The sequence below is a fragment of the Streptomyces sp. NPDC041200 genome, from assembly GCF_055591805.1.
In genome coordinates this window covers 1-25,535 of record NZ_JBVIZF010000058.1, presented here as the reverse complement: position 1 = coordinate 25,535, position 25,535 = coordinate 1, and the positions used below count along the sequence as shown (strand labels likewise).

Below are 25,535 nucleotides of genomic sequence, written 5' to 3'. Positions count from 1 at the left end.
CTGCGCCGCGCGCAGCACCCCCGCCCGCAGCACGGGGTCTTGCGCTACTTCCTCCCGCGTGCCGAGGTCGCCGCGGCGCATGCGTTCCAGCGCCTCGCGTCCCGGGCCGAGGACGATGTCGCGCAAGGGTTGCCGGAATGGTTCCTCGAGCTGGTAGGCCAAGAGATCTTGGGAGTTGAGCAGCACGTGGTCCGGCTCGGTGCGCCTGGTGGCCGACTCGGACATAGCGAGGAGTTCGACCAGCGGCCGGTCCGGCAGGCCCAGACCGTGGATCAACGCCGCTCGCTGCGCGTCCAGGTGGGGGGCGAAGTCCTCCCGCGCTTGGTCGTCCGCCAACCGTATGGCGGCGCGCAAACCCTCCTCGTCCATCTCGGCGGTCATGGTCTCGCACCACCAGGGCAGCCGGACGACGATCTCGAGCGCCTCGCTGACACTGTCGGCGACCAGTGAGGCGTACCCGTCGTCGGACGCGTGGAGCACGGCCGCTCCCCCGGACAAGAAGTACGTGCCGCCCATGTCGTCGCCGGCGATCGGCTCCAGTGACGCACCGGATGCCAGGTGCACCTGCTCGACGTGGTCTGCCCGGCCCACGTCGAAGTTGAACGGAAACGCGGCAAGTTCGGCCAGATCAGGGCGGGTGCGCAAGAGTTCCAGCATGCGGTCGGTCATACGGCCGAACCTTAACGAGCCTGTTGGCGACCAGCTCCCGCCCACGGCCAGCACCTCGGGCAGCGCCGGGTCGTCGATCGAGCATGGTCGGCTCCGCGCCCGTGCAGGCGCATGATCGGATCGGATCGCGGCGGTCGGGTACGGCCGGGGTTCTGCCAGGCAGGGTTGACATCGAAAGGAGGCCTCGTGATCTCGGCACTCAACCAACTTGTCGATCTCGTCGAGGAGCACCTCGCTGAGGAGTTCGACGCCCACGGATTGGCCAGGGCGGTCGGCACGACCGAATACCACCTGCGCCGCATGTTCTCGTCGTTGGCTGGCATGCCGCTGTCGGAATATGTGCGGCGTCGCCGCATGACCGTCGCCGCTGCCGACGTCGTCCGGAGTGAGGACGATTTGCTGAGCATTGCCGTCCGGCACGGATACAGCTCGACCGAGGCGTTCGGACGCGCGTTCCGTACGGTCCACGGCGCCGGCCTCAGTGACGTGCGCCGCGACGGAGGCCCCCTGCGCACACAACCGCAGCTCAGGTTCCACCTGACCGTCGAAGGGAGTATCCCCATGGACACCCGCATCGTCGACCGCCCCGCGTTCCGGCTGGTAGGACACGCCGCCCGGGTTCCGCTCGTCCACCAGGGCATCAACCCGCACATCCAGCAGCACATCGCCGCACTGCCGCAAGAGGAGCATGTCCGGCTCAAGGCCCTCGGCGATACCGAGCCGGGGGGCCTGCTGCAGGTCTGCGACGACCTCGACCCCGACAGCGCGGAGGGGAGCGAACTGACCTACCTGCACGGGGTCGCTGTCTCCTGGGACACACCGGCCCTGGACGACCTCGGGGCCATCGAGGTACCGGCCGGCAAGTGGGCGGTCTTTCACACTGCCGGACCGCATCCGCAGGTCTTGCAGACGACCTGGGCCGCGACCGCGACCGAGTGGTTCCCCTCCAACCCGTGGCGCCTCCGGCCAGGCCCCTCGATCGTCGCGGTCCTTGAGCGCGCGGATGACTTCAGCACCGCGACCTGCGAGCTGTGGCTACCCGTCGAACCGGCGTGACGGACTGCGGTCACGGAATCAACCCGCGGGTGCCGAGTAGCCCGTTCGGCTGATGCTCTGTGAGTGCGGTGGCACGCACAGCGGACAAGCCCGCAGCGCCTTTCCATCGGCGCTGTGGGCTTGGGCCATGTGAGGTGGCATGCCTTGATCAGTTTCATGGCCGGGAGTCACTCACGCGGGTGTTCACTCCCCCACACTGACGTAGCGCCAGACGGCGCCGCCGTCTCCTTCGGAGGACTCGGCGTCGTCCTGGTCGAGGTCCACCTCGACGCCCGCGGGTTCGAGCGCGTGGCGTATCCTCCAGTGCGGGGAAGCCCGCCAGCAGGGGTGTGACATCGGTCTGGCTGATCCGGGAGATCTCGCACTCCTCGGCCACGATGTCCCCGAGGAACACCGACCGCAGGGCGGGCAGCCGGTCACGCGCGGCCAGCAGCGCTTCGATGACCTCGGAGGGATCGGTGTCCTCCGGGTCGTCCCAGAGGCCGACGATCAGGGCACGGACCCGCGTGGTGTCGACCTGGGCGCAGAAGCGGCCGAAGACGCTCTCCCACATCTCACCTTGCATGTGGTTGTCGATCCGCCAGGCCACGACGTCGGGTTCGGGCAGCTTCGCCGTCCCGCCGGGCGCGGGAAACGTGAAGGCGGGGAGGCCGTACAGCTCCTCAAGGTGGTCAGACGGCCCGTTGAGCGCCTGAGGCCAACGCCGTGACCCAAACAAGTGGTACCGGTCAGCGGCGACCGATCCGGCGGGGTCGTTGCTCTGTGCGCTCGGGCGAGGACGTCCCGCTCGGGAGGGCCTCTGCCTGCGGGGTGACGGCAGCGGTAGACGGCGCGATGGCGTGCGGTCGTCGCCTGCTGAGACTGTTCCGGGTTCGGATATGGAAGGCGAGGAGGCCGACGAGCGCGGCGGCTACGAACCATCCGGTCTGGATGGCCAGGTATTTCGGCAGGGGCGTGGTGGAGAACCCCGCACCCGTAGCGGCCTGCATCGCGCCGTAGGAAGGCAGATAGCCCACGATGCTGCCATTTGAACTGGAGCTGTAGAGGGGGTTTTGGAGTGCGAGGTCGATGACGCTGGTCATCACGACGGCGAACATGCCCTCCACTTCGCGTCGTAGCAATGATCCGAAGGCGACGCCCAGGGCACCGTAAGTGATCCCGGCGAGGAAGAGGGCCGCAGCGAGCAGGGCTGGTTGCTCGGGCCTCCAGAAGGCGCAGGTGAGTGCTGTCGTGTAGGCGGCCACGGCTGCGGAGGCCAGCGTGAGGGAGGTGAGCTTGGCGAGGACGAGATGAGTGCGGGGGTAGCCGGCCAGGGCCAGTCGGCGATCGAAGCGGCCGTTGGCGAACGAGGCCGCGAACATCATGAAGCCGATGATCAGGGTGACGGCGTTGAGGGCACCGGTGATCTCGGTCAGCTGATTGCCGTGGGGGGTGAGCAGGTTTCCGGTGGCGCGCAGCCGGAAGCGAGTGCGGGTGTCGGGAACGGACCAGAATGCCAGCGCGGTCCACACCGGGATGAACAGGGCCATGAGCACCATGGCGAAGCGGTTGCGCAGGTGCTCGGTCAGCGCGTAGCGGGCCGCGGTCGTGAAGAACGTGCGAGGGCGGCGACCGGGCCGGCGGGGCGTCATGCCGCACGCTCCGGGAGCTGCTCGTGCAGAACGCCGCCTTCCAGGCGCCACAGCACGTCGAGGCGTTCTGCGTCGTAGGCGAGGTGGGAGACCAGGAGCACCGATCGGCCGTCGCCGCGCAGCCACGCCGCCAGGTCCCAGAACCGCTGGTAGGTCTCCCAGTCGAAGCCCTGGTAGGGCTCGTCCAGCAGCAAGGTATGCGGGTCGTGCATGAGGGCGAGGGTGAGGTTCAGCTTCTGCCGGGTCCCGCCGCTGAGGACTCCGGCCCGCTCGTCCGCGTACTCGCTGAACCGCAATGCCTCCATGACCTCTTCGGCACGCCCCAGGTCGGCCAGTCCGTAGGCCACCTTGAAGTAGTCCAGGTGCTGGCGGACGGTGAGCGCGTCGTTGAGGACGGCCGCCTGCGGGCAATACCCGAACCCTCCGTCGTGGATTACCGTGCCCCGGCCAGGAACCAGTTCGCCCGAAAGGATCTTCAACAGGGTCGACTTGCCTGCGCCGTTTTCCCCGACGATCCCGGCCAGGACCCCCGGTTGCAGTCGTAGGTCGATACCGCGCAGTACCTCACGTCGGCCGTAGGCGTGGTGCACGCCCTTTACCTCCATCGAGGGCCTCCTCCCCTTGGCGTTCCGCTCTAACGAGCCGGGAGCGAAGAGGGCACGGCATCTCCGTTGTTACGGCCGGATATTCATCCGATCTGATGATCCGGTGGTCAGTGGGCGTTCAGGGGGACCACAGACATCTAGCTTCTTGGCATGGCCACATCCTCCCGCCCTGGGGCGCAGGTCCCCGCTCAAGCAGCGGCGCACCATCACGCCACAGTCTTAAGCCCCTTCGGTTCACCGCACCCTTCCGCCGGCGCTGAGGCGTGGTACCTCAACGGTCATCTGCGCGACGAGGACGGCGACACCTACACGTGGATGATCAGCATGCTGCGGCACCACGACGTGCGGGACGATGCCGCCACCCCCGGCTATGCCCTGGTGTCCATTCGCTCAGGCCCGAAGGGCGTGTCTCGCCGCACCTGGCTCTCGCCCACCATGCACCACGCGGTGCGCGACGCGCTCACCGGCGACACCGCACAGGACAGCCGGGTCCGCGAAGCACTGACGCAGGCCCTCGCCGAGGGCCCCCTGCTTCCAGACCGGCTGCTGGCCGACCCAGTGGTCGAGTCGGCCGAGACCCTGGACATCCGTTTCGGTGACCTGGCAGCCCTGCGCCGCGAGGAAGACGGCAGCTACCGGCTGAGCTTCCGTGACAGGGACCGCTTCGAGCTCGTCCTCACCCCCGCCAAGGGCGCGGCACCACAGTTCGACGCCAGAGGGCGCCACCCGGGGCGGCTTCCCACCGATGCGGACGCGATGACGTCGTACTTCGTCCCGCGACTGCACGCCCACGGGACGGTGCGCCGTGAGGACGGCAGCCAGGGACGGCTGGAGGGGCACGCCTGGTTCGAGCAGGACTGGGGCACGACCTACTACGACGTCGAACGGGCTCCGGGAACACCGGACCACACGTGGGAGTGGGCCGGAATCCAGCTCGACAACGGTTGGGAGGTCAGCTGCATCCACTCCCGCACCAGCGATCCCGTCACCGGTGCCACCGGGCTGGAATTCACCCGTGCCACAGCAGTCGACCCGGAGGGCAACACCAGCTACCACGATCTGACCTGGCGGCCCCTGAAGCACTGGACCTCGCTGGCCACCCTCAACACCTACCCCACCACCGTGCACGTGAGCGTGCCCGACCTCGGCCTGGACGCCGAGGTCACCGCGACAACCGCCGAGGGCGAGGTCCGCACCCTGGTCGTGGGCCGCGCCATGTGGGAAAGCCCCGCTGCCGTCCACGGCACCATGGGAACCACACCCGTCAGCGGCACCGCCTTCCTGCAGACCCTCCCGACCAACACCATCGGCGACCTCGAGCACTACATGCGCCGTACCCACGACATCGCCGGAGTGGAAGCCGCAGCCCTGTACTCCCCTGACCCGGCAGACGACGCCGCGCTCGGGCTCCTCACCGGCACCAGCGGCCTGACCGGCCTCGACGCCGGCACACGTGCCCGTCTCCATCGGGCGGTCGCCGCTCCCCTCCTGCACCTGCTGGACAACCCGGGACGCTCCTGGCGCCCCTATGTCGCCGCGGCCGTCCTCTGTCTCCTCGACGCCGATCCGGAGCCCTACCGGCCCCTCACCGCGGTCACCGAACTCCTCCATCTCTCCGCGCTGGTCATCGACGACATTCAGGACGACTCGCCCACACGACGAGGCCGCCCGAGCGTCCACGAGGTCTTCGGCACCGCTCCCGCCATCACCGCCGGCACCCTCGGCTACTACACCTTCGACGCCCTCATGCAGCGGATACCGCAGGCCGTCCCGGAAACCATGCTCCGCATCTACCGGCTCTACCTGCGGGACCTGCGCGCCGCCCACGCCGGCCAGGCCCTCGACATCGCCGGGCACCACACCGCGTTCGACGAGGCCGTCACCAGCGGTGACGCCCGTCCGCTCCTCGACGAAGTCCGCACCGCACACCGGCTCAAGACAGGGATGCTCGTCCGCAGCACCGCCGAGGTCTCCGCGATCCTCGGCGGCGCCGACGAGCAGCAACTCGACGCGATCTGCCGGTACTTCGAAGCCGTCGGAACCGCCTACCAGATCACTGACGACGTCGCCGACCTGTACGGGCTGGTAACCGCCCAGGAACATCAGCAGGGCATCACCACCCGCTCCCCCGCGGAAGACCTGCGCAACGGCGAGGTCACCTACCCCGTGGCCCACGCTGTCGGCCTCCTTGACGCGACCGACCGCCAACACCTGCGCGATGTGCTCCGGCAGCACTCCGACACCGGGGCGCGCACAGCATCCGAACTCCTTGTCCGCAGCGGCGCCCTCGAGGCGTGCATGACCGAAGCCCGCAGCCTCGTCGACGACGCCTGGGACAATCTCGCCCCTCTCCTGCCGCCCACCCCGCACAAGGCCATGGTGCGCGCCCTGGGCTGGTACGCCGCCCAACGCGAAACCGACCACATCCTCAGCCGGACAGATGAGCCCCCGGCTGCCTCGCGGACTTGACACGTTTCTGGGCAGCGGCGCATCTCGCCCAGATTTTGATCACGACTGACGGGGTGAGCGTCGCGGTCGAGGAGCAATCCCCCGGCCGGGTGGTGGCGCCTCGTTCGAACGTGCAGGGCCGCGGCAAGCCCACAGCGGCAAGCGAACCGCCGCCCTTCGGAACATTTGTTCCTCAGCTAGCCGTAACGGCGCCCCATCTGCCTCCGTTCTTAGAGCATCAGTACCACTCGTGCGCCCACATGGAGGACGCCATGAATCCTGCGCTCGCCCTCGTGCGTCAGCCTCTCGGATTCGAACGGGGGCAGCCCGACGCGGCCCCTCTCGTCCTCGGCGCGCAGAAGGTTGACGCCGCTGGCCGCCGCTCGGCACGACGGGATACGAGGTGGGCGGCATGAGTGACCGTCACGACGCACCGCCGCCCGGCGACCGCGGTGTTCCGACGCCGCGGGCCGCCCCGGACGCTCCCGAGTCGCAGATGCGGTACGTGGACGTGACCGGCAGCCGCGAAGCGGCCGGCCGCTCGATCCGGATGAGCGACATGGCCCGGCGTTTACCCCAATTGGTGCGCCGGTCACTGGCCCTGGCCTGGCGGGTCGACCGCGCGGCGACCGTCGGCCTCCTGCTGTGCCAGGCGGTCACCGGCGTGATGCAGGCTGTGGGCCTGGTCGCGATCAGCGGCACCCTGACCGCGCTGCTGGCCAGCGGAGACGTCTACCACCGGCTCCTGGAGGCGTGGCCGTCCGTGGCCCTGCTGGCCGGGGCGTCCGGCGTGCGGGCGCTCCTGGGGATCACCGTCGGGTGGCTGTCTTCCCGGCTGGGTCCGCTGATGTCGCGGGAGGCTGAGCAGATGCTGCTCACGGCCTGTGCCGAGGTGGAGCTGTGCGCCTACGACGAACCTGACTTCAACCGCGACCGGGAGGCCGCCGACCGCGGGGCGCAGGTCACCGGGGACCTGATCAACGAGGGGCAGGACCTGATCGCCTCGGCAGCGTCCTTCCTGGCCGGGGCCGTTGTGCTGACCGGAGTGCACTGGGTTCTCCTGCCGCTCCTGGTGGCGGCGAGCCTGCCGCAGGCCCTTGCCCAGGTCAGCGCCGCACGGGTGCGCTACCTGGCGAACCTTCGCAGCAACGGCGACCTCAGGATGCTGTCGGTGCTGCGCTGGAACATCTACACCAAGGACGCCGCCGACCAGATCCGTGCCGGAACCATGGCCCCTTTCCTCTCCGGCCGGTACCGGCAGACGGTCGCGCGGATCAACCGCGAGGACAGGGCCGCGGCCGACAAGGGGGCGCGCATGTCCCTGGTCGGCGCGCTGTGCGGAGGCGTGGGTTCGGCGATCGTGTGGGGGGCGGTGGTGTGGTTGCTGGCCACCAGCCGCATCAGTGTCGGGCACGCCGGAACGGCCATCTTCGCCTTGCAAACGGTGGGCCAGTCAGTTCGCGGGCTGGTGGGTGTCGGGGCGCGAGCCGTACGCACGGGGCTGTACATGGATGACTGGAGCGGGTTCCTCGACAAGGCCGGCGGGTTCCGTATGCGCCGGGGCACATGCCGGCCCCAGCCGCCGCAGACGATCGAGATCAAGTCGGTCTCCCACCGCTACGCCGGGAAGGACCAGAACGCGCTGTCCGAGGTTTCGCTGACCCTGCGCCGAGGCCAGGTCACCGCCCTGGTGGGCTTCAACGGCTCGGGGAAGTCGACGCTGTCGAAGCTGGTCAGCGGCCTGTACCTGCCCACCGACGGGCAGGTGCTGTGGGACGGCACTCCCACCGGTGAAGCCGATCCGCAGGCGCTGTGGCAGCAGGTGGCCCTGGTGCCGCAGAACTACGCGCACTGGCCGCTGACGGTGCGCGAGAACATCACCCTCGGACAGCCCTCGCCGCGCGGCGACGCGGCGGTGCGTGAGGCGTGCGCCGCCGCCGACGCCGACGAAGTCGTCGACAAGCTCGGCGCCGGTCTGGACACCCTCCTTGCCCGGGAGTGGCTCAACGGGGAGGAGCTGAGTGGCGGCCAGTGGCAACGCATCGCTCTGGGGCGGGCGTTCTTCCGAGAGGCGGGGTTGCTGGTCCTCGACGAGCCGACCGCGAACCTCGATCCCCGGGCCGAGTTCCGGATCTTCCAGCGGCTGCGGGACCTGGCGCGGGACCGGGTGGTGCTGCTGGTGACCCACCGCATCACCAACGTCGCCGTGGCCGACCGGATCGTGGTCCTCGATGACGGCCGGATCGTGCAGCAAGGCACCTACCCACAGCTCGTCCAGCAACCGGGTCTGTTCCAGCAACTGCTGTCCTACCAGGTCACCTCCGAGCCGGATGGCGAGCAGCACGGGACACGCGCATGAGCCGCGCCGACGCCACTTCAGGGAGCCCAGCAGAGACCGCCCACATCCGTGCGGCCGCCGGGGGCCTGCCGCGCCACGAGGCACCGGAGGGGACCGAGCCGCACATCCTCGGTGTCCACCTGTACCTCCAGGACGAACACGGGCGGATTCTCCTGGGTCTGCGCCACCCCGACTCGGCATACGCGGGGAACACCTGGCACTTCCTGGCCGGGCACTGCGAGCGGGAAGCCGCGATCAGCTGTCTGGTGCGCGAGGCCAAGGAAGAGGCCGGGCTGATCATCGAGCCCAGGGCGGTCGAGCTGGTGCACGTGGTTCATCTCGTCGACTCGCCGGTCGCGCGGCCGCGGATCGGGCTCGTCTTCCGGGCCCACTCCTGGTCGGGCACCCCGGAGATCCTGGAGCCCGACCGGTGCGTGGAGTGGCGGTGGTGGAGGCCGCAGGATCTCCCGGCCGAGGTCGTGCCGTACACCCGCCGGGCGATCGGCGGGATCCTCGCCGGGCACCGGTACTCGGAGATGGGTTGGGCCGAGCGATGAGCCCCATGGACATGGGCCCCGTACGGGCTGGCGGGGCGACGGAGCGACCGGTCCACGGCGCGGCGCCGGGTGCGGCGGTGGATCCGGCTGCCGCGCGGGCAGCGATGGTCGCCCGACTGGACGATACGGGTGCGCTGGGGCCGGGTCCTGTCCGAGACGCCCTGCTGGTGCTGCCCCGCGAGGTGCTGATGCCGCAGGCATACGTACGGCGCAGCGCCCCGGGCGAGACGCCGCGGTGGGACCTATTGGACTGGCCCACGCCGCAAGATCGGGCCGAGCTGGTGGAGTTGCTGTACGGCGGGGGCAGTGTGCTCGTTCAGCACGATGGGGAGCCGCTCCTCGGCCGGGTGCGCGGGTCACGGTGGGGTGCGGCGATCACGTCGATGTCCACCGTGATGAGCCTGACCGCCGCACTGCTGGAGGAGCTGGATCTTCGGCCCGGTCATCGGGTGCTGGACGTCGGCACCGGTGCGGGGGTGACCGCCGCGGTGGCCTGCCAGGTCTGCGGCGACCAGGGGGTGGTCACCCTCGACCGGAACCGGCACCTCACCGACGCGGCCGCGGTACGGCTGGCCGGGCTCGGTTTCCGGCCGCAGGTGGTGTGCGGGTCGGGGGAACAGGGCTGCCCAGGCCGGGTGTTCGACCGGATCTTCGTGTCGTACACGGCGGAGCGCGTGCCCGCAGCCCTCGTCGAGCAGCTCGCCACCGGCGGCAAGCTGCTCGCACACGTGACGACCGCGTCCCCGTCGTGGCCCGCCCTCGCCGTCGTCGAACGCACCGCCGACGGGCAGCTCCAAGCGGAGCTGCGGGCCGTGGAGTTCGCCCACCGGGCCGGGCACGGAATGGAGAGGATCTTCCTCACCGAGGAGTTCCGGCAGCGCGTCACCACCGCGCCGGGCGCGCGGACGCAGCGGACCACGCTGGCCCTGCCCGCGGACACCGACCGGGGCCTGTGGCTGGCGGCCGACCATCTCCTCGGCGGTCTGGTGCGGGACTTCGACGCCGAGCACTTGGTGATCGGGGCGCCCGGCTGCGGGTCGTGGCTGCGCGTGAAGCCGGTGGACCATCGGCGCTGGACCGTCATCACCCACGGGCCGCGCGACATCTGGAGAGAGATCCAGGGCCTCGCCGCCCAGTGGCGGGAAGCGGGCGCTCCCGACCGCTATCGCCTCTCCTTTGGTGCGGACGGTGTGCAGCGGGCCGCGTCGCCATGCGGCCGCCTGTCCTGGCAGCTTGCGTCCCCCGCCCGACCAATCCCGCCGCATCCGCGATGAACCCGGCGACGTCGGTGGTCATCCCGCGATTATGGCCGACGTGGAAGAGGTCGAGGTCGTCGTCGCCCATCACGAGCGCGCTACCCTGCGCGTCGGCAACGTGTTCCTGAAGATCGACACTGATCAGACGCGCACCGACGTCGCGGTCGAGGCGATGGCCATGGCGCCGATCCCATTCGGCCGCATCGAGCGGGCCAGCTCTCGACGATGCGCCTCGGCTGAGGACCGGCAACTGCCGGATCAGTCGCCGAGGATCCGCTCCCACAGCAGCCCGTCCCGCCAGCTCCCGTCGAGAAAGATCGAGGAGTGCGCGACGCCGTACGGGCTGAACCCGTTGCGGCGCAGCACCCGCTGCGACGGCAGATTCTCCAGATGGGTGGACGCCTCTGCGCGGTGCAACCCGAGTTCGTCCGTCATCACCCGGAGTACAAGCCCGACGGCGTGCCCGGCGTGCCCCTTGTTCTGGGCGCCGCTGGCGATCCAGTATCCGACGGAGCCGCGGCGCAGATGCGGCTGCGGCAGGATCCCTCCGACGGTGACCTGCCCGATCACCTGGTCGCCGGCGAGCACCACGCCCGGCCAGACCGCGCCGGACCGGTACCCGGCCAGCAGCCTGTCGATCCGCTCCGCCTGGCCCTCCGGGGTGAAGAATTCGGCCGGCCGGTCCGGTTCCCACGGCCGGAAAGCCTCGTAGTCCCGCACCCGATGCGCGGCGATCGGGGCGGCGTCGGTGGGCTCGATCAGGCGGATCCTGGTGTCGCTGCGCATGGGCTGATCCTGATCCGGTGCGTCGGATGAGACGGTCAGCCTATGCCAGTTCGGCATTCACTTTCGCGCTGGGTGGTCTCGAGCGGCTTGCGCGCTTGAGCGAGGCCCGCGACGCCGACCGGACCTTTGCGGCCTCGCACCGTCTGCACACCGGCAGGACTGATACGCATGCCGCATGAATATATGCCGGTTCGATGCTGGACGCCGATCCGTTGTCGCTCGGAAACTCTCGCGTAGTGGATCCGCACCCGGCCCAGCCCGTCCATCGCACCCTCGCGCGCAGAAATCCCAGGCCACCGGACGACGCGAAGAGGAGCCATGCCAAGGATCACCAGACGTACGGCACTCACCATTGCCGCGAGCACCGTCACCGCGACTGCGTTGACCCCGGCGACGACCGCGGCGGCGGCCGACGCCACGACAGCGGACCGGCCGAGGACACCCGGGCTGAATCCGGTTCTGCGCTGCGACCTGCTCACGCGGGTGACGCCGAGGCACAACTGGCTGGTGACAGCTGTCGCCATCCGGTACGCGGCACCCATCGACCCGCGCGGCGGCGTGATCCCGCCCTCCGCGTTCCGGGTCACCGCCACTGTGGGTGGGAAGACCGGGGCCCGGACGGTGACCCGCGTCTACCCGAACACGGCAGCCGAGGTGGACGACCGGACCCGTCCTGGACGCCCGGGTGACCACCTGATCATCGAGCTCGACCCCGGCGACGCCAACGCGCGGGCCTCCGGGGCGACCGATCCGCTTCCGCTCGACCGCGCCTACGCGGTCAGGCAGGTGGCCGACGTGACGGCGCGCGGCAACGGCCCGGTGCTCGCAGCGCATCCGTTCGCCATCCGGAACGATGGAGTCCGCACCCCCGTGGTGGACGACTTCACCGCCGGCTCGTTCGCCGACGCCGCCGGGTTCGAGCTGGACTTCCGGCTCCATCAGCCGGCCGGGTACCTGCGGCGCCCCGGGGCGGGCACCCGGTACCCGCTCGTGGTCACCCTGCACGGCGGAGGCGAGGTCGCCGACAACAACATGACCCAGCTCACCGCCAATCGGATCGCGGTCGCCTTCGCCAAGCCCGAACGCCAGCGCAGGGACCCGGCATTCGTACTCGCCCCGCAGATCCCGCTGCCCCGCCCCATGGACGGCCCGGACGGCACGGACTGGACCGACGCCACAGTGCAGGGCGCGCTGGTCGAGCTGATCGACGCCGTCGCGGCCGCGTACCCGGTCGACGCGGACCGGCTCTACCTCGTCGGTCTGTCGTCGGGCGCGCGGGGAATCCTCAACCTGCTCCCGAAACGGCCCCGCAGGTACGCCGCGGCCCTCGTCACCGCGGGCTGGGGCGACCCCTCCGTCATGGCCGGGATCACGCACATCCCGCTCTGGGCCGACCACTCCGTCGACGACCCCACCGTCCCCTACAGGGAGGGGCGCTTCGGGAAACCCGGCACCTGGACGCTGATGAACGCACTGGAGAACGCGGGCGCCAAGGTCACCCGCGGGGAATGGGGCAACGACCTGCCCAAGGCGGACTTCGAGGCCCGCTCCCGGGCGCTGTTGCGCCAAGCCCGCCGTACGGGCAGCCATACGCTGTTCACCAGCTATCCGGCCGGCACGACTCCGGTGAACCCACACGGAGCCTGGGCCCAGACGTACGAGAACGACGTCGTCATCAACTGGCTCTTCGACCAGTCCGCTAGCCGACCGAGCACCGGCTCGGGGCAGGCTTCTGATCCATCCGCACCTCGGGACGAGTCTCACCGGAGGTAATTCGATGCTCTCACCCCGCTGTCCGGCCGACGCGACGCGGCCGTTAGGCGCCAGGTCCCACACCGTCATGACACTGATCGCGCTGGCCACCACCATCGCCCTGGCCCTGCTGGCCCTCTCCGCCCCGCCCACGGCCGCTGCAGAGTCGCCGCCCCGGGGCAAGCAGGACAGGCCCGAATCCGGCGGCGACACGCCCCCTGGAGGCGGGATCCCGGGCCCGACGACCGCTTCACTGGAGGCCACGAGCGGGCCCCTGGCCACCGCCGCCTACACCGTTCCCAACCCGAGCGGATACGGATCCGGCACCATCACGTACCCGAGGGCCGGCGGCTCGTACCCGGGCATTGTGCTGATGCCGGGCTATCAAGGCACGCAGCAGAATTTGCAGTGGCTCGCACCCCGCCTCGCTTCTTGGGGATTCGTCGTCATCAACGTCGGCACCAAGACGCTCACCGACGATCCCGAATCACGCGGCCGCCAGATTTCCGCCGCCGGAACCCAGCTACTCGCGCTCGGCAACGCCACTGGCACCCCGATCTCCGGGAAGCTCAACGGCACGCTCGGTGCGGCAGGCCACTCGATGGGCGGTGGCGGCGTGATGGCGGCCCTCCGGGACGACCCCCGCTTCCGGGCGGGCGTGCCCACGGCCCCGTACCACCGGGCGGGGAACTTCTCCGGAGTCACCGACCCCACCCTCTTCCTGACCTGCGAAAGCGACCCCGTCGCCAACGGCGATACCTACGCGGTGCCCTGGTACAACTCCATGTCCCAGGCCGAAAAGCTCTACATCGAGGTTCCCGGCGACCACCTCTGCCCGATGACCGGCTATGGCAACAAGGCCAAACAGGGCAAGTGGATCGTGTCGTTCTTCAGCCACTGGCTGCGCGCCGACGCCCGCTTCAGGCCCTTCCTGTGCGGCACGGAGCGTGACCCCGACAAGAACAACGTCTCCCTCGTCACGCGCTGGATGGACACCTGCCCGTTCTGAACCGGATCACCCGGAGCGCACAGTCCCGCACGGAGTGAGAGCGAGGCTGGACGAAAAGGCCGTCTTGCCCGGTGCATGCCATGGGTGCGAGACTCCGGAAACCGATGCCTGCCCGTGAGCCGTTTTCGGCGAACTGGGCACGACCCACGCTCAGCGGCTGATTTCGGCAGCAAGGGGGCGGCGTGTTAGGCGCACTGAGGTTCAGGCACGTGTCCATGGCGGCGACGGCGGCCGTCCTCGCGCTCCTTCTCCCCGCATGCGGCGGCGACGGCCAACCGGGCGGAAACGGGCCCGCCGCCTCCGCGTCGCTCGACCCCGAGGCGGACTTACGCAAGCAGCGGCTCACCGTCTCGAACTGGGACGGCTACATGCCGAAGGACCTCCCCGCCCGGTTCAAGTCGGCCGTCGGCACGCCCATGACCGTCGCCAAGCACAGCACGAACGAGGAGATCGTCGCCAAACTGACCGCCTCCGCCGACAGCGGCATCGACGTGGCGTTCGTATCGGGCCAGTACGCGCAGGCGCTCGCGGCGCAGGGGCTGCTCGAACCCATCCACCACGATCTGGTCCCGCACCTGAAGAACCTGGACCCGCTCGCCGCCCGGCTCGCCCATGACAAGGGCAACGTCACTTCCGTCCCGTACACCTGGGGCACCACCGGGCTCTGCTACCGCAAGGACCTCGTCGGTTACACCCCCGACAGCTGGAACGACCTGCTGAAGCCGCGCGCCGCGGTCAAGGGCAAGGCCACCATGCTGAAAACCGAGCGCTGGCTCTTCCTCCCCGCGCAAAAGGCGCTCGGCTACTCGGTGAACACCACCGACGGGCAACAGCTCGCCCGGGTCAAGGAGTTGCTGCTCACCGCGAAGGACGGGCTCCTCGCCTACGACGACACCACGTTCGGCGACCGGCTGAGGTCCGGGGAGGCCGTGCTGGCGGAGGCCTGGGACGGCTGGTGCCCGACCGACGACAAGAGGATCGGCTTCGTCGTCCCCAAGGAGGGCAGCGACCTCTGGACCGACACGATGGTCATCCTCAAGTCGTCGAAGAACAAGGAGGCGGCGCACGCCTTCATCGACTACGTCCTCGACGCGAAAGTGCACTCCTGGGTCGCCTCGAACATCTTCTACAAGGTCCCCAACACCGCCGCCATGGCTGAACTCGACCCGGCCCTCCTGAAGCGCTATCCCGCACTCGCCATGACCCCCGAGCAACTGCTCAAGGGTGAGTCCGTCGTCGACCTCGGGGACGCCGCGACGTCGTACACCCGGATCGTCACGGAAGTCACCGCGGGCTGATGGCCCGCCGGGGGAAGGCGGCCGGAGGACCACACCTGCGAGCCCGTCTCGTCCTGCTCGGCCCGGGCCTGTCCTACCTGGCCGTCCTGCTCCTGCTGCCGCTGGCCCTGCTGATCGGCTACACGGTCTTCCGGCGGGGCCGCTTCGGCGGGATCGCGTACGAGGACGGACGTACCGGCGAGAACTTCGCACGGCTCACCGACCCCCTCTACGCCGGGGTCCTCACCGACTCGCTGCGCATCGCCGCCGTCACCACACTGCTCGCGCTTCTCCTCGGCTACCCGACCGCGTACGCGATCAGCCGACTGTCCGGCAGATGGCGCACGGTCGCCCTGGTCCTGGTCGTGCTCCCGTTCTGGACCAACTTCCTGATCCGTACCTACGCCTGGATCGTGCTGCTGTCCAGCCACGGTGTGGTCAACTCGGCCCTCACCGGCATCGGGGTGATCGACCGGCCGCTGAAACTCCTCTACACGGAACCCGCCGTCGTCCTCGGACTGCTCTACGCCTATCTCCCGCTGATGGTGCTGCCGCTGTACTCGGCGATCGAGCGGGTAGACCCCCGGCTGTGTGAGGCCTCGGCCGATCTGGGCGCCCGCCCGGCCCGCACGTTCTGGAGCGTGACCCTCCCCCACACCCTGCCCGGCGTGCTGACCGGCTGTGTCTTCGTCTTCGTGCCCAGCCTCGGCAACTTCGTCGTCCCCGAACTGCTGGGCGGCGGACACACGGTCATGGTCGGCAACCTGATCAGAGACCAGTTCCTCACCGCACGGGACTGGCCGTTCGGCTCGGTGCTCGCCCTCGCCCTCATGGCGTTCCTGGTCCTGCTGCTCATGGCGCAGGCGTGGGCCGGGCGCCGGCTGGGCGGCCGCTGATGCGCCGGGCGGCGCTCCTCCCGCTGTGGTTGACGTACGCGTTCCTCTACACGCCCGTTGTGGTGCTCGTGGTGATGTCCTTCAACCGCTCGGGCAGCCCTTACGAGTGGTCCGGGTTCAGCACCTCCTGGTACGGCGCGCTGGCGGGCGACGACGAGGTGCTGCGGGGCCTGGCCAACACGCTGATCGTGGCCGCGGGCGCGACCGCCCTGTCCACCGTCCTCGGCACCCTGCTCGCGGTGGGGCTCGCCCGCCACGCGAGCCGGTCGCGGCTGCTGCCCGCCCTGGCGGTGCTGCCCGCCGTCCTGCCGGACGTCGTGCTCGGGATCGGCCTGCTCGCCTTCTACTCGCTCGTCTCGGCCACCCTCGGACTGCACTCGGTGCTGCTCGCCCACACCGTCTTCGGCCTCGCCTTCGTCACGGCCGTCGTGCGCACCCGGATCGCCCACGTCGACCCGTCCCTGGAGGAGGCGTCACGCGACCTCGGCGCGGGCGAGGCCGCCACGTTCCTCCGCATCACCCTGCCGACCCTTGCCCCCGGCATCGTGGCGGGCGCGCTGCTGACGTTCACGCTCTCACTCGACGAGTTCGTCATCGCCTTCTTCACCGCGGGACCGAAGGATCCCACCCTGCCGATCGTCATCTACTCGATGATCAGGTTCGGCGTGACCCCGGAGATCAACGCGCTCGCCAGCCTGCTGCTCGCGGTCAGCTTCACCGTGGTGATCGCCGCCCAGCGCGTCAGCCGGCTGACGGAGGCGCTGTGATCCGTATCCATGCCGTCAACCGGCGGTTCGGCGAGGTCACCGCCCTGGACGGGGTGAGCCTGGAGATCGAGGAGGGCGAGTTCTTCGCCCTCCTCGGCCCGAGCGGTTGCGGGAAGACGACTCTGCTGCGCGTCCTCGCCGGATTCGAGGCCCCGGACAGCGGCACGGTCGCCCTGGACGGCCAGGACCTGCTGGGCGTGCCCGCGCACCGGCGGCCCGTCAACCTCATGTTCCAGTCGTACGCGCTGTTCCCGCACATGAACGTGGAGAAGAACATCGCGTACGGGCTGGCGCGGGAAGGGCTCGCCCGGGCGGAGATCGGCGAACGGGTCGCGGCCGTGCTCGCCACCGTCGGGCTGACCGCGCAGGCCCGCAGACGGCCGCACCAGCTGTCCGGCGGGCAGCGGCAGCGGGTCGCGCTCGCCCGTGCCATCGTCAAACGCCCCCGAGTGCTGCTGCTCGACGAACCGCTGTCAGCGCTCGACAAGCAGGTCCGCGCCGAGATGCAGCTGGAGCTCAAGCGCCTCCAGCACCAGGTGGGCATCACCTTCCTCGTCGTCACCCACGACCAGGAGGAGGCCATGTCGCTCGCCGACCGGATCGCCGTCCTGGACCGGGGGCGCCTCCAGCAGGTCGACACCCCCGTCGAGCTCTACCGGCACCCTCGGGGCCGGTTCGTCGCGGGCTTCGTCGGCGCCAACAACCTCTTCTTGGGACGGCTGCTGCCTTCCGGCGGGCTCGATGTACCCGGCGTCGGTGTCCTGCCCGCCCCGGCCGGGAAGGCGGCGGGGCTGGTCGGCGTACGTCCGGAGAGCATCCGGCTCGCCGCTCAGGGCGCGGAGGCCTCCTTGCGCGGCACGGTGCTGGACATCAGTTACTTCGGCGGCTCCTCGCGGATCGCGGTCACGGTCCCCGGTCTGGACCGGCCGGTCCTGCTGACCGTTCCGGGCCCGGCCACGGTGACCTCCGGGGCCCGCGTCGCGCTGTCGTGGGACCCGGAGAGCGCGGTACTGATCGAGACGACGGGAGACACCCCTTGAGCGGACCCCTGACCATCCTCTTCGCGCCGGAGAGCGCGTACGGTCCGACCAACAACTGCGTCGGCATCGGCGACGTGCTGCGCCGACGGGGCCACCGCGTGGTGTTCGCGGCGGAGGCGTCCTGGAAGGGCAGGCTCGCCCCGCTCGGCTTCGAGGAGGACCTGGTCGACCTGGCCCCGCCGCCCGAAAGTCCCCAGGAGGCGGGCCAGTTCTGGAAGGACTTCGTACGGGAGACCGCCCCCGAGTTCCAAAAGCCCACGATCCAACAGCTGGGCACGTGGGTCAGGCCGGTCTGGGAGGAACTGATCGCCGGTGCCCGGTACTGCGAACCCCAGCTCAAAAGAATCGTCGACCGGGTCCGGCCGGACGTGATCGTCGAGGACAACGTCGTCTGTTTCCCCGCGCTGAGCACGGCGGACGTGCCCTTCGTGCGGATCGTCTCCTGCAACCCGCTGGAGGTGAAGGGCGAACACGTTCCCCCGCCCTTCTCCGGGTACCCGGCCGGTGACCGCGCGGGCTGGGCCGAGTTCCGTGCCGAGTACGACCGCACCCACCGCGAGGTCTGGGTCGATTTCAACGCATGGGTCGTGGACCAGGGCGCGAGGCCGCTGCCCGACCTGGAGTTCATCCACGACGGCGAGCTGAACCTGTACGTCTACCCGGAGATGGCCGACTACGCCGAAGCCCGCCCGCTGGGCCCTGCCTGGCACCGGCTGGACTCCTCGGTCCGCGAGACCGAGGAGGAGTTCACCCTGCCGCCGGAGTTGGCCGAACAGCCTGAGGGCAGCGCGCTGATCTACTTCAGCCTGGGTTCCCTCGGCTCCGCCGACGTCGGTCTCATGCGCCGGATCATCGCCTCCCTGGCGCGCACCCCGCACCGCTACATCGTCTCCAAGGGACCGCTGCACGACGAGATCGAGCTGCCTCCCACCATGTGGGGCGCGGAGTTCCTCCCGCAGACGCGGATCCTCCCGCTCGTCGACCTCGTCATCACCCATGGCGGCAACAACACGACCACCGAGAGCCTCCACTTCGGCAAGCCCATGGTCGTGCTCCCGCTGTTCTGGGACCAGTACGACAACGCACAGAGGGTCGCCGAACTCGGCTACGGCGTCCGCCTCGACCCGTACCGCTTCACTGACGCCCAACTGCACGGCGCCCTGGTCGAGTTGCTCGGCGACACCAGTCTGCGGCACAGGCTGACGGAAGCCGCCACGACCATCCGGGCCCGCGACGGGCTGCGCACCGCCGCCGACCTCATCGAGCGGCACGGCCACGAAAGGCACGGAACATGAATCTGTCCTTACGGCTCGGCCTCGGCGTCGCCGTCCTCGCGGTGCTCTCCGCCTGCGCGGACGGGCCCTCGTCGTCCTCCGACGGTGACCGGGGCGGCCGGGCCACGCTCCAACTCGCCGTTCCCTCGGCCGTGATCGCCCCCAAGGAAGAGGTCGCCACCTACGCGGTGAGCGACGCCGAGGGCTATCTGGCCGAGGAGAAGCTGAAAGTCGACGTGATCAACACGGACGGGTCGGTGGCAGCGGTCCAGGCCGTCGCCTCGAACAGCGCCGACATCGCGCCGGCCGACGCGGGAGCCATCCTCGCCGCACGGGAGAAGGGCGTCCCGGTGAAGGCCATCGGGGGCCTGGTGAGGAACTGGCCGTGGCGCATGGCCGTCCAGCCCGGCAGTGAGGTCAGGAGCCCGGCTGACCTCAAGGGCAAGAAGATCGGGGTCATCAGCCTCGCCTCCGGCTCGGCCATCTACGCCCGTGCGTACGCGAGCGACGCCGGACTGGACGCGGCCAAGGACGTCGACCTGCTGCCGGTCGGCGTGGGCGCACAGGCCCTAGCCGCCCTGGAGGACGGCAAGGTCGACGTGCTCGCCCTGTACACCCAGGCGTACACCACCATTGAGAACACGGGCACCGATCTGCGCTATCTCGACAACTCCGATGCGTTCGACGGCATCCGCTCCCTGACCTACGTGGTGACCGAGAAGACGCTGAAGGAGAACAAGGACGTGCTGACGCGCTACTTGCGCGCCTCCTACAAGGCACTGCTCTTCTCCGCCGTCAATCCCGAGGCCGCGATGCGCGACGGCTACCAGGCGTTCCCCCAGCTGCTCACCGGCAAGAAGGCCGACGACCGCATCGCCGACGACACCAGGACCCTCGAGGCGTGGATCAAGACCGCGGTCCCCGCCACCGGTGAAGCCGAGGACTTCAAGGACTGGGGTGCGATCAGCGCCATGGAGTGGGACAAGACGGTTGCCTATACCAGGACGGCCGGCCAGATCACCGAGGACGTCCCGCTCCCGGCGCTGTGGGACGGCAGCCTGCTGGCAGGCGCGAACGGCTTCGACCCGGATCCCGTGATCGCGAAGGCGAAGGCCGCCGGGTGAAGCGGGAAGAACAGGAGAGCGGGGAGAGCGGGGAGAGCGGGGACGAAGAAGAGCGCTGGATCGAGGTCACCGGACTGCACAAGACCTACCGGCCGCGCGGGTCCGAGCCGACCCACGCACTCTCGGACGTCACCTTCACCGTCCGGCGGGGCGAGTTCCTGTCGGTCGTCGGCCCGTCGGGGTGCGGCAAGACCACCCTGTTGAAGATCCTCGCCGGGATCGTCCCCAGGAGCCAGGGGACGGTCCGCGTCGCCGACCGCGAGGTGACGGGGCCGCTGCCCGAGGTGGGCATGGTCTTCCAGACGCCCACCCTCCTGCCCTGGCGCACCGTACTGCAGAACGTGATGGTGCCCGTGGAGGTACAGAAGCTCGACGCCTCGGTGTACCGGGAGCGGGCCGAGCGGCTGCTCGCGATGGTCGGCCTCGACGGCTTCGAGGGCAGACACCCGCATGAGCTGAGCGGCGGGATGCAGCAGCGCGCCGGAATCTGCCGGGCCCTGGTGCACGACCCGGCCGTGCTGTTGATGGACGAGCCCTTCGGCGCACTCGACGCCCTGACCCGCGAGTCGATGAACGTCGAGTTGCTGAGGATCTGGCGGGAGAGCGGCCAGACCGTCGTGTTCGTCACCCACTCCATCCCCGAGGCGGTCTTCCTCTCCGACCGGGTCGTGGTTCTCAGCCCCCGCCCCGGCCGCATAGCCGAGATCGTCGACATCGGGCTCGAACGCCCGCGCACACTCGGCGCGATGGCCTCGGACCGCGCCGGAGTCTTCGTCGAGCGGATCCGCCAGCATTTCAAGGCCACCTGGGTGATCGACTCATGAAGCGGCTCACGAAGCGACTCCGCGAGCGGCGGCCCCGCGTGACCTGGGACCTGCGAGAGCGCCCCGAACTGCTGCTCGCTCCCGCCGTCTTCGTCGTCACCATGCTGGCCTGGGAGTTCGCGGTCCCCGCCTTCGGTATCGACGACTACGTGCTGCCGCGCCCCTCGCAGATCACCGGCGCCCTCCGCGCGCAGCTGGTGGACCCGTTGTTCTGGGGACATCTGAAGGTGACGGTCCTGGAGTCGAGTTACGGCTTTGCGCTCGGAGTGGCGGCGGCGCTGGTGCTGGGCACCGCGATCTCCCAGGTGCGGCTGGTCGAACGCACCTTCATGCCGTACGTCGTCGCCTTCCAGACGGTGCCCAAGGTGGCGCTCGCGCCGCTGTTCGTCGTCTGGTTCGGCTTCGGCATGACGAGCAAGGTCGTCATGGCGGCGGTGATCTCGTTCTTCCCCGTGCTGGTCAACGTCATCGAGGGGCTGCGCTCGGCCGACGCCGACCGGATCCAGATGCTCACGGTGTTCGGCGCGGGCAGGTTCCAGGTGTTCCGGATGGTGCGGCTGCCGAGCGCGCTCCCCTTCCTCTTCGCCGGCCTGGACATCGGGATCGTCTTCTCGATACTCGGTGCCGTCGTCGGCGAGTTCATCGGCGCGAAGGAGGGCTTGGGATACCTCCTGCTGCAGACCAACTACAACTTCGACATCGCCGGGATGTTCGCCGTGCTGGTGGTGCTCTCCGTACTGGGGCTGATCGCCCACTTCATCATCCGGTTCGCCCACAAACGGCTCGTCTTCTGGGCCGAGGAGAACCGGGTGATCGGCGCATGACGAACTGAGGGCGACAGAGGCGAGGCAGGAGGCCCGCATGACCGTGTACGACCTGGTGGTGAAGAACGCCCGTGTCGTCACCCACGACCACCACCCACGACCACGATGACGCGCGCCCCGCGGACATCGCCGTCAGCGGCGGCCGGATCGCCTCCGTAGCCTCCGACATCGCCTGCAGGGGGTCCGGCTGCGTCAGCAGGTTGGCCACCCGGGCCAGCTCCACCTTCGTAGCCGTCTCGACCTGGTCCTGCTGCCAGCCGTTCAGGCGCTCCCATACGGCTGCTTTTACGTCACCCCGAAGCCGACCGCTGCGCGGGATCGACGCGAATCGCTATCGGCTGGGGTTGTCCAACACCTTCGACCTCGACCGAGCACGACACAGGTATGGACCATTCCAGGCCACTCCATTACGGTCTGCGCATTCATTGAACGAGGGCCTCACCCAAGGAGTGGCATGGCTGCCCCGACCGCCATCATGTGCAGAAGCGGACTCCGGTTCGTCATCCCCGCCGCCGTCGCGGCCGCAAGCCTCGCGCTCGCCTGGCCGGCCCAGGCCGCGTTCATCTGGGACGGCGACGCCTCCGGCGGCACCGGGATCTACGGCCTGATGAACTGTGACTCCCCCGGCAGTGTCACCGCCGTCAGCGACACACAGCGCGGCAAGGTCTGGAAGTACGACAAGCCGGTCGGCAGCAATCGCTGCGAGAGCCACGGCATCAAGGTCGGCGGCTCGAAATACGCTTTCCAGAACGGAAAGACGTACTGGTTCGGCTGGTCCAGCAAACTGTCCAGCACAGTCGATAACAACGCCACCTTCCAGTGGAAGTCCTACGGCGACCACATCCAGAACTGGCCGGTGGTGCTGAAGGTGATCGGCGGCCGCACCACCATGATCCAGCGGCAGCCCGGCAACCAGGTCCACACGATCTGGTCGACCCCGGCCTCGGCCAACCAGTGGAACCGCTATGCCATCGGGCTGCGTTTGTCCGACGGGACCAAGGGCGGCTGGGTCGAGCTGTACGTCAACGGTCGGCAGCAGACGTTCAGTGACGGCTCCACACGCTGGGCGTGCCGCACCTGGGACAGCAGCAACGATCCCAAGTGGGGGGTGTACGGCGCCGAGGGCAGCCATGTCATCAACTACATCGACGACCTGAAGGTCGGCACCACCCACAGCGACGTCGACTGACACCGCTGGGTGGCCCGCTCAGGCCGCGTGCCGTCGCCAGCCGTACGGGAGCAGCAGCTCGCCGTGCCGGTCTGCGCCCGACGCACACGCCGGCGGTGCTGATCACACGCGGTCGGATCGACGATCAACTGGGGAAGATCGCCTCTCTCACTCCCCTCGACGAACGCCGGAAGGCGTTCCGACTGCTGGTCGCGGTGCTCGCGATCGCCGACGGACGACGTCGCGAACGCTACTGCTCGGACGGGTGCGGTCACTGGTGGCACAGGCTGTCCGCCGCTGACTGATCCCTCCGTCGGCACCTGCACACGGATCGGCTCCTGCACCTGGCGCGTACGTAGCCCGACGGACCGACAGTAGCGTTGAGTCACTACCGTGGCAGCGCGGCCAGTTCACGTGAAGGTCACGTGCATCCCGCCCTCGGTCAGGACTTCGAGCACCAGGGCGACCAGGTCATACTGCTCGCCCTCCGGCGCCAGGACGCGGGACAGGTGCTCGCGCGCAGTCGCGGCGTCCCGCCAGAGCAAGGTTGCGGGGGCGGTGTAGCCAAAGTTGCCGCGCAAACAGTCCACAAGGGCGTCCAGGCAACCCCCGAAGTAGCCGCCCGGCCCGTTGACGGCCTCACCGAGTGCCAGGTAGAGGCCCGGTTCGTCGGTGATGTGTCGGCCGTCCAACTCGTACGCTCGCCCGGCCTGCGGTTCCTGGTGTCTGAGCCGACCGCCCCGCTCCCGGACGAGATCGAGCCAGGCCACACGCTGGCGGGTCTCGAGTCCGGCCCAGACGCCAGGGGCGTCCGGCGGGCCGGCAAGCCAGCGCTCCCAGACGGGCCGGGCGTATCGCGGTACGAGTGCCACGTATCCGTCGAGTTCCAGATCAATGAGGTCCGTCCCACGGGAGGACGGCTGCCACGTGCGGACTGTGGGCCGCAGTAGCCGGTCGGTGAGCGGCTCGCCCCGGTCGTCCCGTATCTCCAGCCATGCTTCCTCCAAGTCCAGCGTGCGCCGGGTGCCCGTCATTAGTGCCCGCAGTAGCCGATCACTCGGGGCGAGCCCCAGCAGGACGAGCGGAGGCTCTGCTTGCTCGGACCCCAGGACGCGGGCGAACTCCCGGCAGGAGCCCAGCCACCGGTACCCGTCGTGCAGTCGGACGGGAGCCCGGTGTCCCTCGGGCGGGCCCCCGTAGTCGTCCAGACCGGTGAGCACGAGACCATCCGTTCCCGGGTACTGTCCGAGGCTCTCCACGTCCTCCAGCAGCCAGGCATCGAGCGTCCTGTCCTCCGGCACCAGCCACACCCGGCTGCCGACCCAGCCGCGCACCTCGGCTCCATCCGGAACCCAGCCGAACAGTTCGTACGTTTCGCGCCGGGGCTCCCTGAACAATCCATCCGCCTCGGCGCAGGCGCCCCAGACATGGCCGCTTCCTGTGTCCGTCAGCGTGTACCGTCCTTGCCCGCGATGGTCCCTGTCCACATGCACGGTGGGAATCATGCCCAGCCCAGGTGCAGTCCGTGAAGCTCTTTGGGTGGTCGGTCAGATCGTCAGTCCTTCGCCCGCCGCAGCTGCGGGACGACCGGCCGCGTACCTCCTCGGGCAGCGCCCAATACCACTCGCGTACACGTGTCAGCCGCTCCGCCTCCCGCTCGCGAGCGGATCGTCATCTGGTGCTCGCGACCGGCCGAGAGCACCCACAGAGGCGCTGGACCTGACTCCAGGCGAAAGTCGATTCGGCCGATCCGGGTCAGTGCCGTACAGTTCACCGTACCGACGCGGGGTGGAGCAGCTCGGTAGCTCGCTGGGCTCATAACCCAGAGGTCGCAGGTTCAAATCCTGTCCCCGCTACTTGAATGTGACGGCCCGGTGCATACCGGGCCGTCACTGCGTCTGGCCCCCGCTCGAGCCTGGGGAACCGTGGCCTGTTGCAGGTCTCAGCCGTCTCAGGCCGCGGTCGGGGGGGTTGCCGTTCCGGCGGTGCGGCGGTGTTCAGCGTTGATGCGCTGGGCTTCTTCGAGCTGGTCTTCGAGGATGATGATGCGGCAGGCGGCCTCGATGGGGGTCCCGTGGTCGACGAGCTCCCGGGCGCGGGCCGCTATGCGCAGCTGGTAGCGGGAGTAGCGGCGGTGTCCGCCCTCGGATCGCAGCGGGGTGATCAGGCGGGCTTCGCCGATGGCGCGGAGGAAGCCCTGGGTGGTGCCGAGCATCTCGGCGGCCCGGCCCATG

The 25,535-nt window shown here is 69.5% G+C and carries 24 protein-coding genes, 1 tRNA gene and 2 pseudogenes; 19 read left to right on the top strand and 8 right to left on the bottom strand.

Translation table 11 applies throughout. The features are described 5' to 3' along the window. Positions 1 to 669 (bottom strand): annotated as a pseudogene (locus ACZ6CL_RS40575) (hypothetical protein); the annotation flags it as partial. 186 nt (positions 670 to 855) lie between these two features. On the opposite strand from ACZ6CL_RS40575, the gene ACZ6CL_RS40570 reads away from it, so the two are divergent. Then, on the top strand, positions 856 to 1,725 hold the full coding sequence (locus ACZ6CL_RS40570) for an AraC family transcriptional regulator (protein ID WP_468946014.1): 870 nt from the start codon (positions 856 to 858) through the stop codon (positions 1,723 to 1,725). 154 nt (positions 1,726 to 1,879) lie between these two features. On the opposite strand, the gene ACZ6CL_RS40565 is transcribed toward ACZ6CL_RS40570, so the two are convergent. Genes ACZ6CL_RS40565 through ACZ6CL_RS40555 form a run of 3 tightly spaced genes read right to left on the bottom strand, consistent with a single transcriptional unit; the run spans position 1,880 to position 3,961 of the window. After that, entirely contained in the window at positions 1,880 to 2,443 is a 564-nt protein-coding gene (locus ACZ6CL_RS40565) for a hypothetical protein (RefSeq protein WP_468946012.1), read from the bottom strand. 10 nt (positions 2,444 to 2,453) lie between these two features. Then, positions 2,454 to 3,356 carry an ABC transporter permease gene (locus tag ACZ6CL_RS40560; RefSeq protein WP_468946011.1) on the bottom strand — a complete coding sequence of 301 codons (903 nt, stop codon included), beginning with the start codon at positions 3,354 to 3,356 and terminating at the stop codon, positions 2,454 to 2,456. Next, the gene (locus ACZ6CL_RS40555; RefSeq protein WP_468946008.1) at positions 3,353 to 3,961 is read right to left on the bottom strand and encodes an ATP-binding cassette domain-containing protein; all 609 of its coding nucleotides are present in this window, start codon (positions 3,959 to 3,961) and stop codon (positions 3,353 to 3,355) included. The genes ACZ6CL_RS40560 and ACZ6CL_RS40555 overlap by 4 nt, the downstream gene beginning before the upstream one ends. A 150-nt stretch (positions 3,962 to 4,111) precedes the next feature. Here ACZ6CL_RS40555 and ACZ6CL_RS40550 point away from each other — a divergent pair, with 150 nt between their 5' ends. The 5 genes and pseudogenes from ACZ6CL_RS40550 to ACZ6CL_RS40530 all read left to right on the top strand — a co-directional run. After that, the gene (locus ACZ6CL_RS40550; protein ID WP_468946005.1) at positions 4,112 to 6,430 is read left to right on the top strand and encodes a polyprenyl synthetase family protein; all 2,319 of its coding nucleotides are present in this window, start codon (positions 4,112 to 4,114) and stop codon (positions 6,428 to 6,430) included. Positions 6,431 to 6,905: 475 nt separating this feature from the next. Next, complete coding sequence (locus tag ACZ6CL_RS40545; RefSeq protein WP_468946016.1) at positions 6,906 to 8,768, top strand: ABC transporter ATP-binding protein; 1,863 nt, start codon at positions 6,906 to 6,908, stop codon at positions 8,766 to 8,768. Further along, positions 8,765 to 9,304 carry an NUDIX domain-containing protein gene (locus ACZ6CL_RS40540; RefSeq protein ID WP_468946003.1) on the top strand — a complete coding sequence of 180 codons (540 nt, stop codon included), beginning with the start codon at positions 8,765 to 8,767 and terminating at the stop codon, positions 9,302 to 9,304. The genes ACZ6CL_RS40545 and ACZ6CL_RS40540 overlap by 4 nt, the downstream gene beginning before the upstream one ends. A gap of 5 nt (positions 9,305 to 9,309) precedes the next feature. Next, positions 9,310 to 10,578 carry a methyltransferase gene (locus tag ACZ6CL_RS40535; RefSeq protein WP_468946000.1) on the top strand — a complete coding sequence of 423 codons (1,269 nt, stop codon included), beginning with the start codon at positions 9,310 to 9,312 and terminating at the stop codon, positions 10,576 to 10,578. A 40-nt stretch (positions 10,579 to 10,618) separates the two neighbouring features. Further along, positions 10,619 to 10,753, top strand: a pseudogene (locus ACZ6CL_RS40530) (aminoglycoside phosphotransferase family protein); the annotation flags it as partial. 65 nt (positions 10,754 to 10,818) lie between these two features. Here ACZ6CL_RS40530 and ACZ6CL_RS40525 read toward each other — a convergent pair. Continuing rightward, positions 10,819 to 11,346 carry a GNAT family N-acetyltransferase gene (locus ACZ6CL_RS40525; protein WP_468945997.1) on the bottom strand — a complete coding sequence of 176 codons (528 nt, stop codon included), beginning with the start codon at positions 11,344 to 11,346 and terminating at the stop codon, positions 10,819 to 10,821. A gap of 35 nt (positions 11,347 to 11,381) precedes the next feature. Then, positions 11,382 to 11,870, bottom strand: coding sequence for a hypothetical protein (locus ACZ6CL_RS40520; protein ID WP_468945995.1), 489 nt, complete (start codon positions 11,868 to 11,870; stop codon positions 11,382 to 11,384). Here ACZ6CL_RS40520 and ACZ6CL_RS40515 point away from each other — a divergent pair. From ACZ6CL_RS40515 to ACZ6CL_RS40460, 12 genes are all read left to right on the top strand, one after another. Further along, positions 11,854 to 13,119 (top strand): PHB depolymerase family esterase, encoded by a 1,266-nt coding sequence (locus ACZ6CL_RS40515; RefSeq protein WP_468945993.1) that lies wholly within the window; start codon positions 11,854 to 11,856, stop codon positions 13,117 to 13,119. The genes ACZ6CL_RS40520 and ACZ6CL_RS40515 overlap by 17 nt on opposite strands. 67 nt (positions 13,120 to 13,186) lie before the next feature. Further along, on the top strand, positions 13,187 to 14,107 hold the full coding sequence (locus ACZ6CL_RS40510; RefSeq protein WP_468945990.1) for a poly(ethylene terephthalate) hydrolase family protein: 921 nt from the start codon (positions 13,187 to 13,189) through the stop codon (positions 14,105 to 14,107). A gap of 215 nt (positions 14,108 to 14,322) precedes the next feature. Further along, positions 14,323 to 15,405 carry a polyamine ABC transporter substrate-binding protein gene (locus ACZ6CL_RS40505; protein WP_468945988.1) on the top strand — a complete coding sequence of 361 codons (1,083 nt, stop codon included), beginning with the start codon at positions 14,323 to 14,325 and terminating at the stop codon, positions 15,403 to 15,405. Continuing rightward, the gene (locus ACZ6CL_RS40500; protein ID WP_468945986.1) at positions 15,405 to 16,280 is read left to right on the top strand and encodes an ABC transporter permease; all 876 of its coding nucleotides are present in this window, start codon (positions 15,405 to 15,407) and stop codon (positions 16,278 to 16,280) included. Before ACZ6CL_RS40505 ends, ACZ6CL_RS40500 begins: the two co-directional genes overlap by 1 nt. Then, positions 16,280 to 17,047, top strand: a complete 768-nt coding sequence (locus tag ACZ6CL_RS40495) for an ABC transporter permease (RefSeq protein ID WP_468945983.1) — start codon at positions 16,280 to 16,282, stop codon at positions 17,045 to 17,047. Before ACZ6CL_RS40500 ends, ACZ6CL_RS40495 begins: the two co-directional genes overlap by 1 nt. Further along, positions 17,044 to 18,087 (top strand): ABC transporter ATP-binding protein, encoded by a 1,044-nt coding sequence (locus tag ACZ6CL_RS40490; RefSeq protein WP_468945982.1) that lies wholly within the window; start codon positions 17,044 to 17,046, stop codon positions 18,085 to 18,087. Before ACZ6CL_RS40495 ends, ACZ6CL_RS40490 begins: the two co-directional genes overlap by 4 nt. Then, positions 18,084 to 19,382, top strand: a complete 1,299-nt coding sequence (locus ACZ6CL_RS40485; protein WP_468945979.1) for a glycosyltransferase — start codon at positions 18,084 to 18,086, stop codon at positions 19,380 to 19,382. Before ACZ6CL_RS40490 ends, ACZ6CL_RS40485 begins: the two co-directional genes overlap by 4 nt. Beyond that, positions 19,379 to 20,485 carry an ABC transporter substrate-binding protein gene (locus tag ACZ6CL_RS40480; protein WP_468945976.1) on the top strand — a complete coding sequence of 369 codons (1,107 nt, stop codon included), beginning with the start codon at positions 19,379 to 19,381 and terminating at the stop codon, positions 20,483 to 20,485. Before ACZ6CL_RS40485 ends, ACZ6CL_RS40480 begins: the two co-directional genes overlap by 4 nt. Further along, positions 20,482 to 21,309, top strand: coding sequence for an ABC transporter ATP-binding protein (locus tag ACZ6CL_RS40475; protein WP_468945974.1), 828 nt, complete (start codon positions 20,482 to 20,484; stop codon positions 21,307 to 21,309). The genes ACZ6CL_RS40480 and ACZ6CL_RS40475 overlap by 4 nt, the downstream gene beginning before the upstream one ends. Then, positions 21,306 to 22,133, top strand: coding sequence for an ABC transporter permease (locus tag ACZ6CL_RS40470; RefSeq protein ID WP_468945971.1), 828 nt, complete (start codon positions 21,306 to 21,308; stop codon positions 22,131 to 22,133). The genes ACZ6CL_RS40475 and ACZ6CL_RS40470 overlap by 4 nt, the downstream gene beginning before the upstream one ends. 454 nt (positions 22,134 to 22,587) lie before the next feature. After that, complete coding sequence (locus ACZ6CL_RS40465) at positions 22,588 to 23,322, top strand: heparin lyase I family protein (RefSeq protein ID WP_468945969.1); 735 nt, start codon at positions 22,588 to 22,590, stop codon at positions 23,320 to 23,322. Next, positions 23,235 to 23,606 (top strand): DUF5958 family protein, encoded by a 372-nt coding sequence (locus ACZ6CL_RS40460; protein ID WP_468945967.1) that lies wholly within the window; start codon positions 23,235 to 23,237, stop codon positions 23,604 to 23,606. The genes ACZ6CL_RS40465 and ACZ6CL_RS40460 overlap by 88 nt, the downstream gene beginning before the upstream one ends. A 105-nt stretch (positions 23,607 to 23,711) precedes the next feature. Here the strand turns inward: ACZ6CL_RS40460 and ACZ6CL_RS40455 are convergent, their stop codons facing one another. After that, the gene (locus ACZ6CL_RS40455) at positions 23,712 to 24,806 is read right to left on the bottom strand and encodes a barstar family protein (protein WP_468945965.1); all 1,095 of its coding nucleotides are present in this window, start codon (positions 24,804 to 24,806) and stop codon (positions 23,712 to 23,714) included. 277 nt (positions 24,807 to 25,083) lie between these two features. Between ACZ6CL_RS40455 and ACZ6CL_RS40450 the strand changes: the two genes are divergently transcribed. Beyond that, positions 25,084 to 25,157 (top strand) — tRNA-Met (locus ACZ6CL_RS40450). Between the two features lie 95 nt (positions 25,158 to 25,252). Here the strand turns inward: ACZ6CL_RS40450 and ACZ6CL_RS40445 are convergent. Next, complete coding sequence (locus tag ACZ6CL_RS40445; protein ID WP_468945962.1) at positions 25,253 to 25,534, bottom strand: helix-turn-helix domain-containing protein; 282 nt, start codon at positions 25,532 to 25,534, stop codon at positions 25,253 to 25,255. Position 25,535 lies beyond the last annotated feature (1 nt).